The 14,554-nt window shown below is 33.4% G+C and carries 17 protein-coding genes and 1 riboswitch; all 17 genes read right to left on the bottom strand.

Annotation, left to right across the window (positions count from 1 at the left end):
• Nucleotides 1-53: 53 nt before the first annotated feature.
• Nucleotides 54-1,451: a S41 family peptidase gene (locus tag BQ7474_RS00845; protein WP_073997190.1), complete on the bottom strand. Its 1,398-nt coding sequence runs from the start codon at nt 1,449-1,451 to the stop codon at nt 54-56.
• The gene (locus tag BQ7474_RS00840; protein WP_073997189.1) at nt 1,435-1,794 is read right to left on the bottom strand and encodes a hypothetical protein; all 360 of its coding nucleotides are present in this window, start codon (nt 1,792-1,794) and stop codon (nt 1,435-1,437) included. Before BQ7474_RS00840 ends, BQ7474_RS00845 begins: the two co-directional genes overlap by 17 nt.
• A 3-nt stretch (nt 1,795-1,797) precedes the next feature.
• Nucleotides 1,798-2,808, bottom strand: a complete 1,011-nt coding sequence (gene tsaD, locus BQ7474_RS00835) for a tRNA (adenosine(37)-N6)-threonylcarbamoyltransferase complex transferase subunit TsaD (RefSeq protein ID WP_073997188.1) — start codon at nt 2,806-2,808, stop codon at nt 1,798-1,800.
• Complete coding sequence (rimI, locus tag BQ7474_RS00830) at nt 2,808-3,242, bottom strand: ribosomal protein S18-alanine N-acetyltransferase (protein WP_073997187.1); 435 nt, start codon at nt 3,240-3,242, stop codon at nt 2,808-2,810. Before rimI ends, tsaD begins: the two co-directional genes overlap by 1 nt.
• A 4-nt stretch (nt 3,243-3,246) precedes the next feature.
• Nucleotides 3,247-3,918, bottom strand: a complete 672-nt coding sequence (tsaB, locus tag BQ7474_RS00825; RefSeq protein ID WP_073997186.1) for a tRNA (adenosine(37)-N6)-threonylcarbamoyltransferase complex dimerization subunit type 1 TsaB — start codon at nt 3,916-3,918, stop codon at nt 3,247-3,249.
• Nucleotides 3,899-4,345, bottom strand: coding sequence for a tRNA (adenosine(37)-N6)-threonylcarbamoyltransferase complex ATPase subunit type 1 TsaE (tsaE, locus tag BQ7474_RS00820; protein ID WP_073997185.1), 447 nt, complete (start codon nt 4,343-4,345; stop codon nt 3,899-3,901). The genes tsaB and tsaE overlap by 20 nt, the downstream gene beginning before the upstream one ends.
• A gap of 135 nt (nt 4,346-4,480) precedes the next feature.
• Nucleotides 4,481-5,086, bottom strand: a complete 606-nt coding sequence (locus BQ7474_RS00815) for an ECF transporter S component (RefSeq protein WP_073997184.1) — start codon at nt 5,084-5,086, stop codon at nt 4,481-4,483.
• Between the two features lie 105 nt (nt 5,087-5,191).
• A riboswitch (FMN riboswitch) is annotated at nt 5,192-5,308 on the bottom strand.
• Between the two features lie 70 nt (nt 5,309-5,378).
• A complete protein-coding gene (locus BQ7474_RS00810; protein WP_073997183.1) occupies nt 5,379-5,972 on the bottom strand; it encodes a hypothetical protein in 594 nt (197 codons plus the stop codon).
• Nucleotides 5,969-6,628: an ATP-binding cassette domain-containing protein gene (locus BQ7474_RS00805; protein ID WP_073997182.1), complete on the bottom strand. Its 660-nt coding sequence runs from the start codon at nt 6,626-6,628 to the stop codon at nt 5,969-5,971. Before BQ7474_RS00805 ends, BQ7474_RS00810 begins: the two co-directional genes overlap by 4 nt.
• Entirely contained in the window at nt 6,628-8,778 is a 2,151-nt protein-coding gene (locus BQ7474_RS00800; RefSeq protein ID WP_073997181.1) for a hypothetical protein, read from the bottom strand. The genes BQ7474_RS00805 and BQ7474_RS00800 overlap by 1 nt, the downstream gene beginning before the upstream one ends.
• 71 nt (nt 8,779-8,849) lie before the next feature.
• Entirely contained in the window at nt 8,850-9,218 is a 369-nt protein-coding gene (locus BQ7474_RS00795) for a lactococcin 972 family bacteriocin (protein ID WP_073997180.1), read from the bottom strand.
• A 225-nt stretch (nt 9,219-9,443) separates the two neighbouring features.
• Nucleotides 9,444-10,340, bottom strand: coding sequence for a helix-turn-helix domain-containing protein (locus tag BQ7474_RS00790; RefSeq protein ID WP_073997179.1), 897 nt, complete (start codon nt 10,338-10,340; stop codon nt 9,444-9,446).
• Between the two features lie 12 nt (nt 10,341-10,352).
• Nucleotides 10,353-11,009 carry a winged helix-turn-helix domain-containing protein gene (locus BQ7474_RS00785; protein ID WP_073997178.1) on the bottom strand — a complete coding sequence of 219 codons (657 nt, stop codon included), beginning with the start codon at nt 11,007-11,009 and terminating at the stop codon, nt 10,353-10,355.
• Between the two features lie 151 nt (nt 11,010-11,160).
• Nucleotides 11,161-11,850 carry a 2,3-diphosphoglycerate-dependent phosphoglycerate mutase gene (gene gpmA, locus BQ7474_RS00780; RefSeq protein WP_073997177.1) on the bottom strand — a complete coding sequence of 230 codons (690 nt, stop codon included), beginning with the start codon at nt 11,848-11,850 and terminating at the stop codon, nt 11,161-11,163.
• Nucleotides 11,850-12,899, bottom strand: coding sequence for a rod shape-determining protein (mreB, locus tag BQ7474_RS00775; RefSeq protein WP_073997176.1), 1,050 nt, complete (start codon nt 12,897-12,899; stop codon nt 11,850-11,852). Before mreB ends, gpmA begins: the two co-directional genes overlap by 1 nt.
• An 8-nt stretch (nt 12,900-12,907) precedes the next feature.
• Nucleotides 12,908-14,077 (bottom strand): methionine adenosyltransferase, encoded by a 1,170-nt coding sequence (gene metK, locus BQ7474_RS00770; RefSeq protein WP_073997175.1) that lies wholly within the window; start codon nt 14,075-14,077, stop codon nt 12,908-12,910.
• Nucleotides 14,077-14,550 (bottom strand): 2-C-methyl-D-erythritol 2,4-cyclodiphosphate synthase, encoded by a 474-nt coding sequence (gene ispF, locus BQ7474_RS00765; protein ID WP_073997174.1) that lies wholly within the window; start codon nt 14,548-14,550, stop codon nt 14,077-14,079. Before ispF ends, metK begins: the two co-directional genes overlap by 1 nt.
• Nucleotides 14,551-14,554: the final 4 nt, after the last annotated feature.

Raw genomic sequence — 14,554 nt, 5'->3', positions numbered from 1 at the left:
AAAAGAGGATTGAATCAGTAATAATCTTGATTGGCAATCCTCTTTTTCTTTGTCTAAAAATTTCCATTTTCTATTTCTATTATTGTATCTATGGTATCTTTGTATGAGCTAGATTTTATGTCTGGCTTTGTTTTTTCTTCTGCATTAATTGTTCCATCTGGAGCATAGCCGAGGGTATTGGTGTAGGTAAATACCAGACCAGAGTTTGGCATCACATCGTTTATTACTCCAAGTGTTAGCCCGTCTCCTCCACTCTCTTCACCTATTAAGGTTGCGGCATCCGAGAATTTCATAAAACTTGCCATGCCATCTGCTGCTGAAAATACTGCCTTATCTACGAGCAGGTATATATTGCCATCAAATCCATAGTCTTTTTCGCTTTCGTCTGGACTTATGCTTATAGTATCTCTAATATAATAATCAAAATCTTTGATATCATTAGCATGATCTAATTTTATTGCCGATATATCAACGTTTTTTATGGACTCAACATTTAGAGTATCGTCAGCTAATATAAGCTTTGCCCTAGGCGAATCTTTAAAAAATAAATGATTAGTCACTGACTTTTGACTAGGCAAAATTTTTGGAAGCAAGAATTTTTGCCAATATTCTGCATTACCCCCATAGTTTTGGCGGATATCTATTACTAAAGCCTTGTAAAGATGTTTATCTTTTAAAAAACTGTTCAAAACAGCCTCATCTTCTTTGACACTTTGAGGATCGACCATTTGTTTGATTTTTAATATGGCTATACCCTCATTTGTTGTATCCAAGGTCATATTGGCAGACTTGTCTTGATTTAATATAGATCCAGAATTTCTCTTACTTACGCTTGTTTCACTAGCTGTTTGCTCTCCTTTTAGTCCATATCTATTTCTAACAACTTGCTTGTTTAGCTTCAAAAATTCATAATAGATTGATGGGCTGTTCCAGTTTTTGGCATAATATTTGAGAGTCTTATCTACATAATTTTGATCGGCAATTCTAGCATGGTGGTTGTTTAATTCCCCCATAATACCAGTCATTTCATCAATAAATTCCTGGTCGTTTTTTGCCTCTTTTATTCTTTTTAGGTATTTGTCATAGTCTCCTATGAAGTCTATGTTTTTCTCTCTTTTTAGGGCCTCAAAGAAAGGATAATTTTCTTTTAGTTCACGAAAAACATAATTAAAATCATCGACCATTTCTTTGTTAGTCATTGGCTTTGGATTCTTACTAGCTGCTAGGTCCAACTTTGGTGGATTTTCCAAATTCTTGTACCATATGAGGTATGAATCAACATCAAACTTGTCTATGTCATCAGGATTAAAGTTATCAGAAGAAGTTTTTACATTATTAGTAGATACTCCTTTTCTCCTAGCCTCTAGCTGGTCATATCTTCTTTTGACACAGCTTGTAGTCACAAGCACAAAAACAAGGATTAGACAAAAAATTTTAAAGTGTTTTTTCATCAAATCCTCCATTTATCACATAATCTCTCTTGAACAAGTCGTAGATTACAGCTATATTGGCCAAAGGATTGACCAAGGAATATACTACTATACAAAGAGCCAGAAAGCTCAACTTATTTTTTTCAATTCTTGATATAGATGTAAGGCTTGTTATTTTCGTTCTGTGATTATAAATCCCATAGATTACGCCAGCTATACCAAAGATAATCTCAAAAATTTCCTTAAAATATATTCCAAAGCCCAAGACACCAAGACCTGTCAAAATCCACAGTATAGTGGATATTTTTTTCATGCTATTATATTTTTTTAATGAATTATCGTCATAGCGTTTTTTTCTTCTCATAAATCATATTTCCAAATTAGGATAAACTTTCATAAATTTGTCGCTAACTTCTCCTGATTGATAGTGCAAATATCCTGTCATAGCAATCATTGCAGCATTGTCTGTACAAAGTTCTATAGGTGGATAATAAAATTTAATGTTATTTTCTCTGCAGGCTTCTTCTAGCCTTCCTCTAAGTCTAGAGTTTGCAGCTACTCCCCCGCTTAGGGCAAGTTTATCGTATCCACTTTCTTTAATGAGTCTCATTGATTTTGCTACCAAAACATCAACTACCGCATCTTGGAAACTTGCTGCAACATCTGCTTTGTTATAGTCAATATTTTTTTGTTCCAATTGGTGCATATAGTTGATTACCGCTGTCTTTAGGCCAGAAAAAGAAAAATCATAAGAGTCTTTTTCTAGCATAACTCTTGGAAAATCAACCGCCTTTGGATCACCCTCTTTGGCAAGCTTATCAATTTTTGGTCCGCCAGGATAGCCTAATCCCATCTTTCTAGCTACCTTGTCATAGGATTCACCGGCAGCATCATCACGGGTCTTACCCACCACTTCATAGTCTGTGTAGGATTTGACCTTGACCAGATATGTATGGCCCCCACTTACAACCAAGGTTACAAAGGGTGGTTTCAAATCCTTATTGGCAAGATAGTTGGCACAAATGTGACCCTCCATGTGGTTTGCCCCAATCATTGGCTTATTTGCGGCAAGGGATAGGGCCTTAGCTGCAGAAATTCCTACTAACAAAGATCCCATAAGTCCTGGTCCTTTGGTGACAGATATTAAATCAATATCGCTATATCTAAGATTCGCATCAGCTAGGGCCTTTTCTATAAGGGGATTGATAGCTTCTAGGTGCTTTCTGCTTGCAATTTCTGGCACTACTCCTCCAAATAGGGTGTGGATATCTATTTGAGATGATATTAAATTTACTATAAGATCTCTCTCGTTTTTTAAAATAGCAACACAGCTGTCATCACAACTTGTTTCAATTCCAATAGTATAAAAATCGCTCATTATATTTCCTTCAACATATTGTAGGCATCTTCGCCAAGTTTTTGGTAATAATTTTTCCTAAGTCCCATGACCTTAAAATCAAATTTTTGGTAAAGACTAATTGCAGCTTGGTTTTTTGTAGAAACTTCTAGCCAAATCTTTTTGATTGATTCATCCTTGGCCCAAACCATCAAGTGGTCCAAAAGTTTTGAACCTATACCACGATTATGGTAGGCTCTGTCAACAGCAATAGTAAAAATTTCTAGCTCATCTAGAACCTGGCTTGCTATGTAAAATCCTAGAATCTCTCCATCTTCTTCAAAGACAAAGTGCTTTAACAAAGTGTTTGTTTCAAGGTCTTTGATGAGGTTTTTCTTAGACCACGGTTCAAAAAATGCCTGGTTTTCAATTTCGTAGACTCTGTCTATATCATAAGTTTGCATTTTTCTTATCATGGTCTCATGCCTTGTTCTTTTTTTCGTATTCTCTTTCCGCCTGAGATTTTCTAAGGTAATTTGGCTTGATTTCAAAAAGATTGTAATCTTGATCTATATTGCTAAGCCCAAGCTTTATTAGTGACTTACCTATGCAATTATTAAAGTTTATCGGAAGTTTTCTTGCCTTTTGAAATCTATCACAATATTTGCTACTAATCTCTCCAATTAGTTCAACTTCTTCTTTCAAATCATCAACAAGTTCTACAAAATCATCTATCTCATATAGGTCTTCTTTGATAATCTCCTTGTCATCTTTGTCATAAACTGCAGCGTAGACTCTATTTCCCCTAGCATCTAGCATAGGAGCTTTCAAAGACTTGCTTGATGAGTTGTTAGCTAGGGCAAGGAGGGTGGATACAGGGATTAGTTTTTTGCCATTTACTTGGGCTAGGGTTTTGGCAACAGTCATGCCAATCCTAAGGCCTGTAAAAGATCCTGGCCCTTGTGAAATCACAAAAGCGTCTATGTCATCTATAGCCATTCCAAGTAGGTCCAATAAACTTTCAATCATAGGCACCAAGGACTCGCTGTGAGTTTTTTGTTGGTTTACATTAAAATCACCGATGATTTCATTGTCACTTGCAATAGTCACAGTAGAAATCATCGTTGAAGTATCAATTGCCAAGATATTCATTTATTTCACGCCCCCTTATCGAATCATTCGCTATAGTAACTTCTCTCTTATCACCATCAAGCTTCTTAATCTCTAGATTAATCATTTCATCCGGCAGGAATTCGCCAGCATTTTCGGCCCATTCTATGATGGTAATAGCATCTTGTGGATAGAAATAAGTTTCATAATCAATATCCAAGAGCTCATCTGGATCATCCAAACGATACAAATCCAAGTGATAAATCAAAATATCACCCTCATAGATATTAACTAGAGCAAAAGTTGGAGATGATGAATCGTAGATGGCAAAATTTTCAGCAAGAAAGCCAGTAAAAGTAGTTTTCCCAGCCCCCATATCGCCTATTAAATTTATAAAATCATTTTCCTTAAGAGATGAAGCAAATTTCTTAGCAAAATCTTTCATCTCATCCAAATTATTTATTATCATAAAACCTCTTTATCCATCTATTATACTATTAATAAGAAGATTTATAAACAAAAAAAGACCCTGGCCTTATGCGCCAAGTCCCAAAAGTTAGTATTTACTCTAACTTTTGGGCTGGGTCATTACTAGGGATCTAATTTAATGTGATTTTATTATTGGTGATATCCTCTTATATATTAACTCAGTAACAATAGCTTCTACCGCTCCCTTTATTATGTTAAATGGTGCTATAGAAAAAATCATAAGTGTAACATAGTTATTTACTAGGCTATTTCCTCCTACCATTCCAGCAAAAGCTTCAAGATCCATATGCATTACTTTTCCATAAACTGGGAAAACTACAAAAGCATTTGATAAGGTTGCAAGTGCAGTCATTGCAAGTACACCAAAGGCTAAAGCTATTATAGAAGTTTTTTTAGTCTTTTTGTTTTTGTAGATATAAGCTGATACTAAAACATAAGTTGAGCCTACAATAAAGTTTGATAATTCTCCAACTCCACCTGTCATAGTTTTTGATAAGTTTAGTACGTTTTTGATAAGTTGGATCAAAACTCCATACCAAGGACCCATGGCAAAACCACCTATTAGGGCCGGCACATCAGCTAGGTCAAGTTTCATAAAAGGTGGTGCTATTGGAATTGGCATTTGCACAAACATTAAAACATAGGCAAGTGCAGCCAAAATACCCACTTTTACCAAACGGTCTAAAGAAAATGATTTGCTAGAACTTCTACTTTGATTCATAAATACCTCCTAATTTGGGGCATAAAAATAACCCCGATTTCTCAGGGTAATATCCAAATTACTAGATTAAGTCTTTAAACTCAAACAAATAATAAAGTATTATAAAGTATACTTCTCTCATCCAGACTATACTGTCGGTTTTGGAATTGCACCAAATCAACCATAAAGGCTCGCAGACTATAACTGCCGGTTTAGGAATTTCACCTTACCCCGAATCACGCCCATAAACTTATAAGCGCTAATTTATTAAGTTCTTAACATTATTATATCACAAGGAAAATGTTTTTCAAGTCTATCTTAAGTCAAACTTAACCAATGAAGTCATATTTTTTCCAGCTTCCCAACTTGCACTAACTTCTTTACCGTTATTTAAAGTAGCTGATGTTCCAAGTTCTCCATCCTTACCTAGTACATATAAGGTATAATTATAGCCTGTATCCGAACTAAAATCCGCCTTAATATTATCACTATTTTTGCTTATATTCCAATTTTCTATATCTGGTAAATCTAATGCCTTTTTTTCTCCACTAGTCTCATTTTTTAAGATAAGCTCATCATCTTTAATATTATTTATCTTTATCTTGTCATTCTCTTTAATGGTTATTTCTCTACTAGTGTAAGTCTTTCTATCTTTTTTGGCAACTATCCTAAAAGTTCCCCCATTAGCAAAAAGATTATTTGGTATCAGGTAATTATTATTTTCGTCTTTACAAATAAGGATTTGGCTATCATCAAAAATGCCTACAGCTTCAAGTGATTGACTTGTATCATTTTCTATTATAACTGATGATGGTTTATTATTTCCTTTTATAAAATAGGCTATAAGAACTACAATTATTAAGCCTATTAGTATAAATAAGGCTGGCTTAGTTTTGCTTTTCTTCATTTAATAACCTCCAATTTTTTATCTATTATCTCATAAGTCTTATCACATATACTTGTGAAATCTTTATCATGGCTTACTACCACTATACTCTTGCCCTTACGATTTTCCTCTATAAGTACTTGCATTAAAATTCTCTTATTAAATTCATCTAAAGATCCTGTGGGTTCATCAGCTAGCAAAACATCATATGGTTTTAGCAAAATCCTTGCCATAGAAACCCTTTGTTGCTCTCCACCTGATAGCTCATAAACCTTGTTATTTAGTTTATCAGCTATACCTAACTTATCTAATGTTTTATTTATTTCTTTCTTATTATTTTTAAATTCACTATATTTTAAGGCTATATCTATATTTTCTTTAACTGTCATATTATCTACCAGGGCAAAATTTTGAAATAAATATGCTATATTCTCCCTTCTAATCATCATAGCCTTACTAACATTTTTGTAGGGGTCAGAATAACTGAAGCTTTCTATGCTACCACTATCATAACTTTCTAGAGTGCCTAGGATGTTTAACAAAGTAGACTTACCACTACCACTTTTCCCAAAAATAGTTATAAAGTCTTTAGTATATATATCAAGATTTACATCCTTAAGCACCTCGTGGTCACCATAAGTTTTATTTATATTTTTTAAGCTTATTTGGGGTTTCATTATTTATCCTCCTTTAAACTTTTAATCAAACTACCATCTTTTCTTAACATAGCTACTTCAATAATGGTACATATTATAAATAGAAGAAAGCTAAGACCAAATCCAATTAAAACTATCCCATTAGTCCAACCTTCTCGAGGAGTATAAAAACCTAATCCGCCAAACATTACACTAAGTCTTAGTACTATATAATAAATAGCTAGGGCTAATAAATATGACAAAGCCATAGATCTTATCTTAGCCTTGTGGATATCCTTAAAAGGATAACCAAATAAGCTCTTTACTGCAGCTTCATCTCCGTAGTTTAAATAGTAATTTTTATGGTCTGTCTTTACTATAAACCAATAAATACATATTAGGATGATTGAAGCTATAATATAAATTATAGTTTCATTTTTGTATCTTTGAACCTGGTATTCTACATAGTCATAGGCTGTCTCTATCCAAAGAACATATTTACTAGCTGGTGTGGTGGATATTAGTTCCTTTAAGTCTCCTAGACTCTCTTCACCCTTATCTAGATAAGGGTGTAGCTGCCAATTAACTAATCCCTTAGACAGTAAGCCTTCTTCTGAATTAAGTCCGTCCTCATTTATTAAAATGTAAACATAATTTTCTGCATAAGGCTGATCTATCCTAGCTCTGGAATCCAGGTTTGGTAGCTTTTGACCACTTTTTATTTTTACAATATTCTCAACTAAATCATCACTATTTTTAGATTCAAATATTTGTTTTTCTTTGATATCCTCTAAATCTTGATCAGTAAGCTTGGTATCTTCCGGAACTAAAATAACCCATTCATTTTCCTTTGCTTTAGTATCTAAAGCATGTCCCTTATCGTCTAATATATCAAACTTTGTAAGGTAACTGTGATTAATGAAGGCAAATTTTCCATTATTTAACTTATATTCTCCAAACATATCATCATCAATATTTAATCCTTCAATATCTTGGTATGGATTTAGGAACAATACCGCCCCTCTATCTACCAAAAGTCTAGCCAAGTCTTCTGTAGGTTTTGCAACTAATTCTTTATATTTATAATCGTCCTCATCAACTACATATTGCCAAGGCGTACCAGTGGCTATGTTGGCGTATGATTTTGCATCGTCCCAATCACTTAAATATTCATTTACACCTTTATAGTCTTTTAAAGAAAAGAAAGTGATAGCTAATAAGTAAGCTAAAGAGCCTGCAAATATTATTTTGAATATAGATAAAAACTTAGAAGAAATTCTTCTCTGCCCTTTTAATACACTTAATATATCTTCATGATTTGTTTTATATAATAATAGGATAAATTCTAATAAAAATATTACTAAAGCAAATAATAAAATAAATATATACATAGGCTTCATAGCTATAAAAAATCCACCAATGCTATCTGGACTAACTAAGCTATAGAGCAAGGCCGAATCAATTATTAAAGTTAGTAATATAGGAATCGTCATAAGACCTATAGACTTACTTACTGCAATCTTCTTATCATCATATCCAAATAGGAGAGATATAGATAATTCCTTAACTAGGCTTCTATTATAAATAAGCAAAGCAAATATAGTAGCAAAAATACTAATCAAATTAATGACAAGTATTAAGAAAAATTCTTTCATAGTCATTTCAGAAGTACTCATATAATCAGGTGTCTGTACAATATCTGCATAAGCTTTCAAATCATCTATAAATGATTCAACATTATTTTGATTTCCACTTATAGCATAGTCTCCAGATATATTATCTATGTCGATATCTTCATACTTTTTTATATCTATATTGTTTTTAGTTAAAAGATTATTAGAACTTATGCTATCAAATTTATTAGAAGTATTGCTATCTTCATTTATCTTTAAGTCCTTATGGGACTTATTAAAACTACTCGGATCACTTAAAAATAAATAAGCATCTACATCCATATTTTCTTTTTTACCAACTCTAGACTTCTTGACAAACTTTATTAAATTGATATTATTATCTGATGCAGCTTTAGCAATGTAATCTCTAATATCCTCATCATTATAGTTGACAAGATTTACAAACTTATCAAAATCAGGAAATTTACCTATAGCCTGATTGCTATCTATGTAATAGAAATAAGTTAGGGAGCTTAGGATGAATGTTATTGTTATTAATATCTTTAGTATTTTTTTCATAGCTTTACTACCTTATAAAAACCAACTTGTATAAAATCAAAAGATTTCATACAAGTTGACTTAACAATACTTTATTCTACATTTGCATATGCTTCATTACCAAATAATGCTTTTTCCCAACTAGCATAAGCTTTTTTACGAGGAGCAGTTCTACCAGATTTTCCAAACATTCCGCCTGCACCCTTTACCTTGGTATTATGATATTTACTTCCATGATAAAATTGTGACCACACATGGGAACTGTTAACTCCATGTCTCCACTTACCACCTAACCAATCCTTAACTCCACTGTCGTAGGTTTTTGATGAATAGGTGCTAACAATTTCTTTTTCTGATGATAGATTATTAGCATTAAACGCCTCTGGTTCACTCGCAAAAGAAACTGATGATGAAAATAAAAATGCACCTGCAATTACTAGTGCTTTAATACTCCTGTTCATACTGTAACCTCCAATTATTTTATTAGAAACTATAATCTCGAGTTCTATACTTTCTATAACTATATAATAAATCATTTCTAAATGAATTGTAATAGCTTACAAGCCTTATACAAAAACACTTACAAAAATTGATATTTCAATTAAATATAATTATTTAAAAATCTTAATGAATTTAAAGATATCTTTTTTTATATGTAAAGAACAAAATAAGGCTTAAGTGCCTTATTAAAAGTTTTTATAGATCAAATTTTTTAAAGCATTTTCTAAGCTATATCTTTTTGATGCTCTGCACAAATCTAATGAAATGCCTATATATACCATTGCATCACTATCTCTTTGTTTAATTAATATATCACCTTTTTGATAATATGCATAAATTAACCCTAGAATATTATTATTTCTAATTGAAGAATGTAGTGATTTTTCATTCAAGTCTTTAGCATTTACGAAATCTCTATCATAAGCATAGAACCTTGCTGTATTATATGAAATATTAGGATAGATAGAATTATTTTCACTAATATTCTTTAGTATGAAATGCAATATATGATAACTAAAATCTGTTTCATCAATTTCCCTAAAATAAAAGGCCATAGCAGATAGAATCCTATACTCGAAATTCGTATAGTTATATTCCTTATAATTTTTAATATCAAAATCCTTATGAGATATACTCATAGCCTCATTAAGACCATTTATAAAAGCTTTACTAGACCTTTTGGGATTGTAGATTATGGATTGATAAAATTTAAAATATTGAATACACTTTTTTTGATAAAATCTAGGTAGACTATCCTTATCAACCTTTTCGAATTCTTCTAAAGTAATTTTTGCTTTTTCATAGTCAAGTTCACTTATATAATAATCTATTTCAGTTGTATAATAACTTATAGATGACCAAATGGAACCTTGTAGGTTGTTAAATATTCCATCAAATTCGATTCCTAGCTCTTCTAGTACTAACAATAAGGAGCTAAGCTTTATATCTACCTTTCCGCTTTCAAGTCTCCTTATTGTATCTACTGATAAATCAGCAGCAAAGGCCAGATCCTCTTGGGTTAGTTTTTTTTCTTTTCTTATAGTCCTTATTTCATTACCTATATAGGCTAAATTATAATCCATTATTCACCCCATCTATGGTGTACAAGAATCAAGTATCCACCTGTAACCCTTACGATTTACAGTCTCAATTGGATTTAAGTCAGCTTTTTTAAATTCTAATCTTATCTTTCTGATATGCTCTCTGACAGATCTTTCTGTAGTTTTAAGATCCTTTTCTTCCATAAGTTTTACTATTTCTTCTTTGGATAGAATCTTACCCATATTAGAAATTAGACATGCACAGATAGCTATTTCAAACTTAGTCAAATCAAGTATATCATTGCCAATCCTAAATATACCATTGTCTTCTTCCATAGTACAAAAACCTAGATTTATAATGCTTGTATCATTAATTTCTTGTACTTTTTTAAAGACGCTATCGATAAATTCTTCTCTCGTATTTGAATGAATAACAAAATCCTTATCGTCAATTTTTTGTTCATAGGGATTGTTGCTATGTCTGTCCGTTAGGTATATTACCGGTATATTTGTCGTTTGCTTTATATAATGTATAACTTGTAGACATTTGTTGTGGCTCATATCTACGAGGATTAGGTCATAGCCTGTTAGGTCTCTGTCAACCAAATCTTCCAATTTATCAAACTTATCAACAAGTACTTGATTTTTATCGTAATGAGCATTCAAAATTTGTGATACACCGTTTTCATATTCAACAGATGCTATTTTCATACTTACTCCTTTTATATATAATATTATAGATTTTAAAAGAAGTTTTGTAAAGATATTTTTATATAAATTTATTGTATTAAGCAATATGATTGAAATATTCTTGTACATACCTATACAAAAAAAAGACCTGCCTAAGCAAGTCTAATAATTTTTATAGATAATATTTATTTACCATTTTTAGGTCGTCATCTAGTTCGTATACTAATGGTTGACCTGTTGGGATTTCTAGGTCCATGATATCTTCATCTGAGATTGATTCGATGTGTTTTGCCAAAGCTCTTAGAGAGTTTCCGTGAGCAGCTACTAGGATTGTTTCATCTTTTAGTAGTTGTGGAGCTATGTGGTCGAAGAAATATGGTAGGGCTCTATCTAGTGTTACTTTTAGATTTTCAGCTGTTGGTATTACATCTTTTGGAAGATTCTTGAACTGTCTCATATTTAATTGTTTTTCTTGATCTTCTTCAGATAGTTCTGGTGGAAGTGTATCGTAAGATCTTCTCCAAATGTGAACTTGTTCGTCACCGTATTTTTCAGCTGTTTCTGCCTTGTTTAGTCCTTGTAGGGCACCGTAATGACGTTCGTTTAATCTCCAAGATTTTTCTACTGGAACAAATAATTGTTCGCTGTATTCTAGGACATAGTTACAAGTTTTGATGGCACGCTTAAGTATAGATGTGTGAGCATGGTCAAATACTATGCCTGCTTCTTTGATTTTTTTACCAGCTTCTATGGCTTCTTTTGTTCCTTGTTCTGATAGGTCAACATCTACCCAGCCTGTGAATTTGTTTGCAAGGTTCCACTCACTTTGGCCATGTCTTACCATTACTAATTTTTTTGTCATCATCGTCTCCTTAGTTTTTCCTTATTTTCAAGTTCTTTTTGCTTTGCTTTTCTACTATCATCAAGTCCCTTGTCTACTTCATCAAGCCATCCTAAGGCCTTGCCAGTCCCATTTATTACGCACTTTTGAGCATCTTCTGCTATTATGACTTCAACTTGGAACTTTTCGCTTAGCCTATCTCTTAATCCTAGTGTATAGGCTCCTCCACCAGTGAGTATTATATTTTTCTCATAAATATCACTTGCTAGTTCAGGAGGGGTTAGCTCTAATACACTTTTTACCCCATCTACGATCAAATCCACAGAAGCTTTTAGGGCTTGATGGATTTCGCCAAGGGTTATGATAATTTTATTTGGCAATCCATCGTTAATCTGTCTACCAGATACTTCTATAGTTTGATTGTCTTTTAGGCTATTTGCCTTTATTTTGATCTCTTCTGCCTTGTTATCTCCAATTAACAGACCATATCTTTTTCTGATGAAATCTTTTATAGCCTCATCGAAAGTTATCCCTGCTACCGGTATGGATTTACTTACTATGATTGCTCCAGCAGAAATCACTGCTATGTCAGTAGTTCCTCCACCAATGTCTATTACCAAGTCTCCACTAGCTTCTGTTATGTCAACCCCAGCTCCAATAGCTGCAGCAAGAGGTTCTTCTATAAGATAAGTCCTATGGGCTCCAGCATTTTCGCTTGCTTGAAGGACTGCCCTTCTTTCTACTTGAGTTGATCTTGATGGCACGCAAATTAGGACATCAGGTTTTATGAGGGCCTTTGTAATAGTCTTATCTAGAAAATATTTTAGCATTTTTTCTGTAGATGGAAAGTCTGCTATAACTCCATCTTTCATAGGTTTTATGGCCTTTATATTTCCAGGAGTTCTACCTACTAATTTTTTAGCTTCTTCTCCAACTGCAAGTATCTCATCTGTTAGTACATCAATGGCAATAACTGACGGTTCTTCTAGGACCAGACCCTTGTTGTTAATATATACCAATACTTCTGAGCTACCCAGGTCTATAGCCACACTTCTTCTAAATCTTGCCATTATCTCTCCTAGTAATTTTTAAGTTTTTCTACTTTATCCAATTTTTCCCATGTAAAGTCGTCATTGTCTCTGCCAAAGTGACCATATGATGATGTTTGTTTGTAAATTGGTCTTTGTAGGTCTAGGTAATCAATTATAGCTTGTGGTCTAAAGTCAAAGTTTTCCTTTACGATTTCAAGTAGTTTCTCATCATCGTATTTGCCTGTTCCAAAACTATCTACGTATATTGATAGTGGGTGAGCAAGGCCTATGGCATAGGAAATGCCTATTTCTAGCTTAGCTGCAAGGCCAGCTGCTACCATGTTTTTTGCAGCATATCTTGCCATATAGGCAGCTGATCTGTCTACCTTTGTAGGGTCTTTACCTGAGAATGCTCCTCCACCTGATTTAGAATATCCACCGTAGGCATCTACGATGATCTTTCTACCTGTAAGACCACTGTCTCCCTTTGGTCCACCTATGACAAATTTTCCTGTTGGATTTACATAAATTTTGGTGTTTTCATCAATCAAGCTCTCGTCAATTACCTTTTTGATGACTTCGTTTATGATATCTTCACGGATTTTTTCAAGGCTAACATCCTCTGTGTGTTGGGCTGATATTACAATGCTATCAATCCTTACCAACTTGTCATCATCATATTCTACAGTTACTTGGCTCTTGCCATCTGGTCTAAGGTAAGCTAGGGTCCCATCTTTTCTAACTTCTGCTAGTCTTTGAGCAAGCTTATGAGCATAGTCTATAGATACTGGCAAATATGAATCGGTTTCATTGTCTGCGTATCCAAAGATAATTCCTTGGTCTCCAGCACCAATTTTGTCATATTTTTCACTTGTAGAATTATATTCTTGAGCTTGGTTTACTCCTTGAGCTATGTCTGCTGATTGTTCGATTAGTGATGTTAGTACAGCAACATTTGAGTAATCAAAGCCAACTTTTGGATCGTTATAGCCAATTTCTTTTATAGTATCCCTTGCTATTTGCTCAATAGGAGCATAAGCTTTAGTTGAAATTTCTCCAACAACTAAAACTAAACCGGTTGAAGTTACTGTTTCTACAGCAACTCTTGAGTCTTTATCTTGTCTTAAACATTCATCTAAGATAGCATCAGAAATCCTATCGCAGACCTTGTCTGGATGTCCTTCTGTTACTGATTCACTTGTTATTAATTTTCTCATTATTTTTCCTCCAAGATTACTACTGCCCTGGCCTCTATTCCTAAAGCTTTTCCAGTAAAGCCTAGTCCCTCGCTTGTGGAGGCTTTGATTGACACATTTTCTATGTCAGTTTTAAGGTGAGTAGCTATTACTTTTCTAATCTCTTCTCTTTTGGGACTGATTTTTGGTAATTCGCATATCACTACTGTATCTATATTACCGATTTTATAACCCTTATCATCCATTAATTTGACCACATCATCTAGTAAGATTAAGGACGATATATCCTTATACTTAGGATCAGTGTCAGGGAATAATTTTCCAATGTCAGTTTCTGCCAAGGCGCCCAAAATCGCATCCATTATGGCATGTGTCAGAACATCCGCATCAGAATGGCCCAAAAGCCCCAATTCATAATCAAATTCCACCCCGCCAAGAATCAATTTTCTATCCTCGACTAGTTTGTGGACGTCATATCCTATTCCTATTCTCATTATA

Source organism: Anaerococcus urinomassiliensis (assembly GCF_900128425.1).
GTDB lineage: Bacteria > Bacillota > Clostridia > Tissierellales > Peptoniphilaceae > Anaerococcus > Anaerococcus urinomassiliensis.
The sequence above is the reverse complement of the archived record's forward strand: the minus strand, read 5'-3'. Positions and strand labels throughout refer to the sequence as shown.

Coding starts and splice junctions, on each gene's coding strand:
- BQ7474_RS00845 (WP_073997190.1), bottom strand. CDS start 1,451: ATGAAAAAACACTTTAAAATTTTTTGTCTAATCCTTGTTTTTGTGCTT.
- BQ7474_RS00840 (WP_073997189.1), bottom strand. CDS start 1,794: ATGAGAAGAAAAAAACGCTATGACGATAATTCATTAAAAAAATATAAT.
- tsaD (WP_073997188.1), bottom strand. CDS start 2,808: ATGAGCGATTTTTATACTATTGGAATTGAAACAAGTTGTGATGACAGC.
- rimI (WP_073997187.1), bottom strand. CDS start 3,242: ATGATAAGAAAAATGCAAACTTATGATATAGACAGAGTCTACGAAATT.
- tsaB (WP_073997186.1), bottom strand. CDS start 3,918: ATGAATATCTTGGCAATTGATACTTCAACGATGATTTCTACTGTGACT.
- tsaE (WP_073997185.1), bottom strand. CDS start 4,345: ATGATAATAAATAATTTGGATGAGATGAAAGATTTTGCTAAGAAATTT.
- BQ7474_RS00815 (WP_073997184.1), bottom strand. CDS start 5,086: ATGAATCAAAGTAGAAGTTCTAGCAAATCATTTTCTTTAGACCGTTTG.
- BQ7474_RS00810 (WP_073997183.1), bottom strand. CDS start 5,972: ATGAAGAAAAGCAAAACTAAGCCAGCCTTATTTATACTAATAGGCTTA.
- BQ7474_RS00805 (WP_073997182.1), bottom strand. CDS start 6,628: ATGAAACCCCAAATAAGCTTAAAAAATATAAATAAAACTTATGGTGAC.
- BQ7474_RS00800 (WP_073997181.1), bottom strand. CDS start 8,778: ATGAAAAAAATACTAAAGATATTAATAACAATAACATTCATCCTAAGC.
- BQ7474_RS00795 (WP_073997180.1), bottom strand. CDS start 9,218: ATGAACAGGAGTATTAAAGCACTAGTAATTGCAGGTGCATTTTTATTT.
- BQ7474_RS00790 (WP_073997179.1), bottom strand. CDS start 10,340: ATGGATTATAATTTAGCCTATATAGGTAATGAAATAAGGACTATAAGA.
- BQ7474_RS00785 (WP_073997178.1), bottom strand. CDS start 11,009: ATGAAAATAGCATCTGTTGAATATGAAAACGGTGTATCACAAATTTTG.
- gpmA (WP_073997177.1), bottom strand. CDS start 11,850: ATGACAAAAAAATTAGTAATGGTAAGACATGGCCAAAGTGAGTGGAAC.
- mreB (WP_073997176.1), bottom strand. CDS start 12,899: ATGGCAAGATTTAGAAGAAGTGTGGCTATAGACCTGGGTAGCTCAGAA.
- metK (WP_073997175.1), bottom strand. CDS start 14,077: ATGAGAAAATTAATAACAAGTGAATCAGTAACAGAAGGACATCCAGAC.
- ispF (WP_073997174.1), bottom strand. CDS start 14,550: ATGAGAATAGGAATAGGATATGACGTCCACAAACTAGTCGAGGATAGA.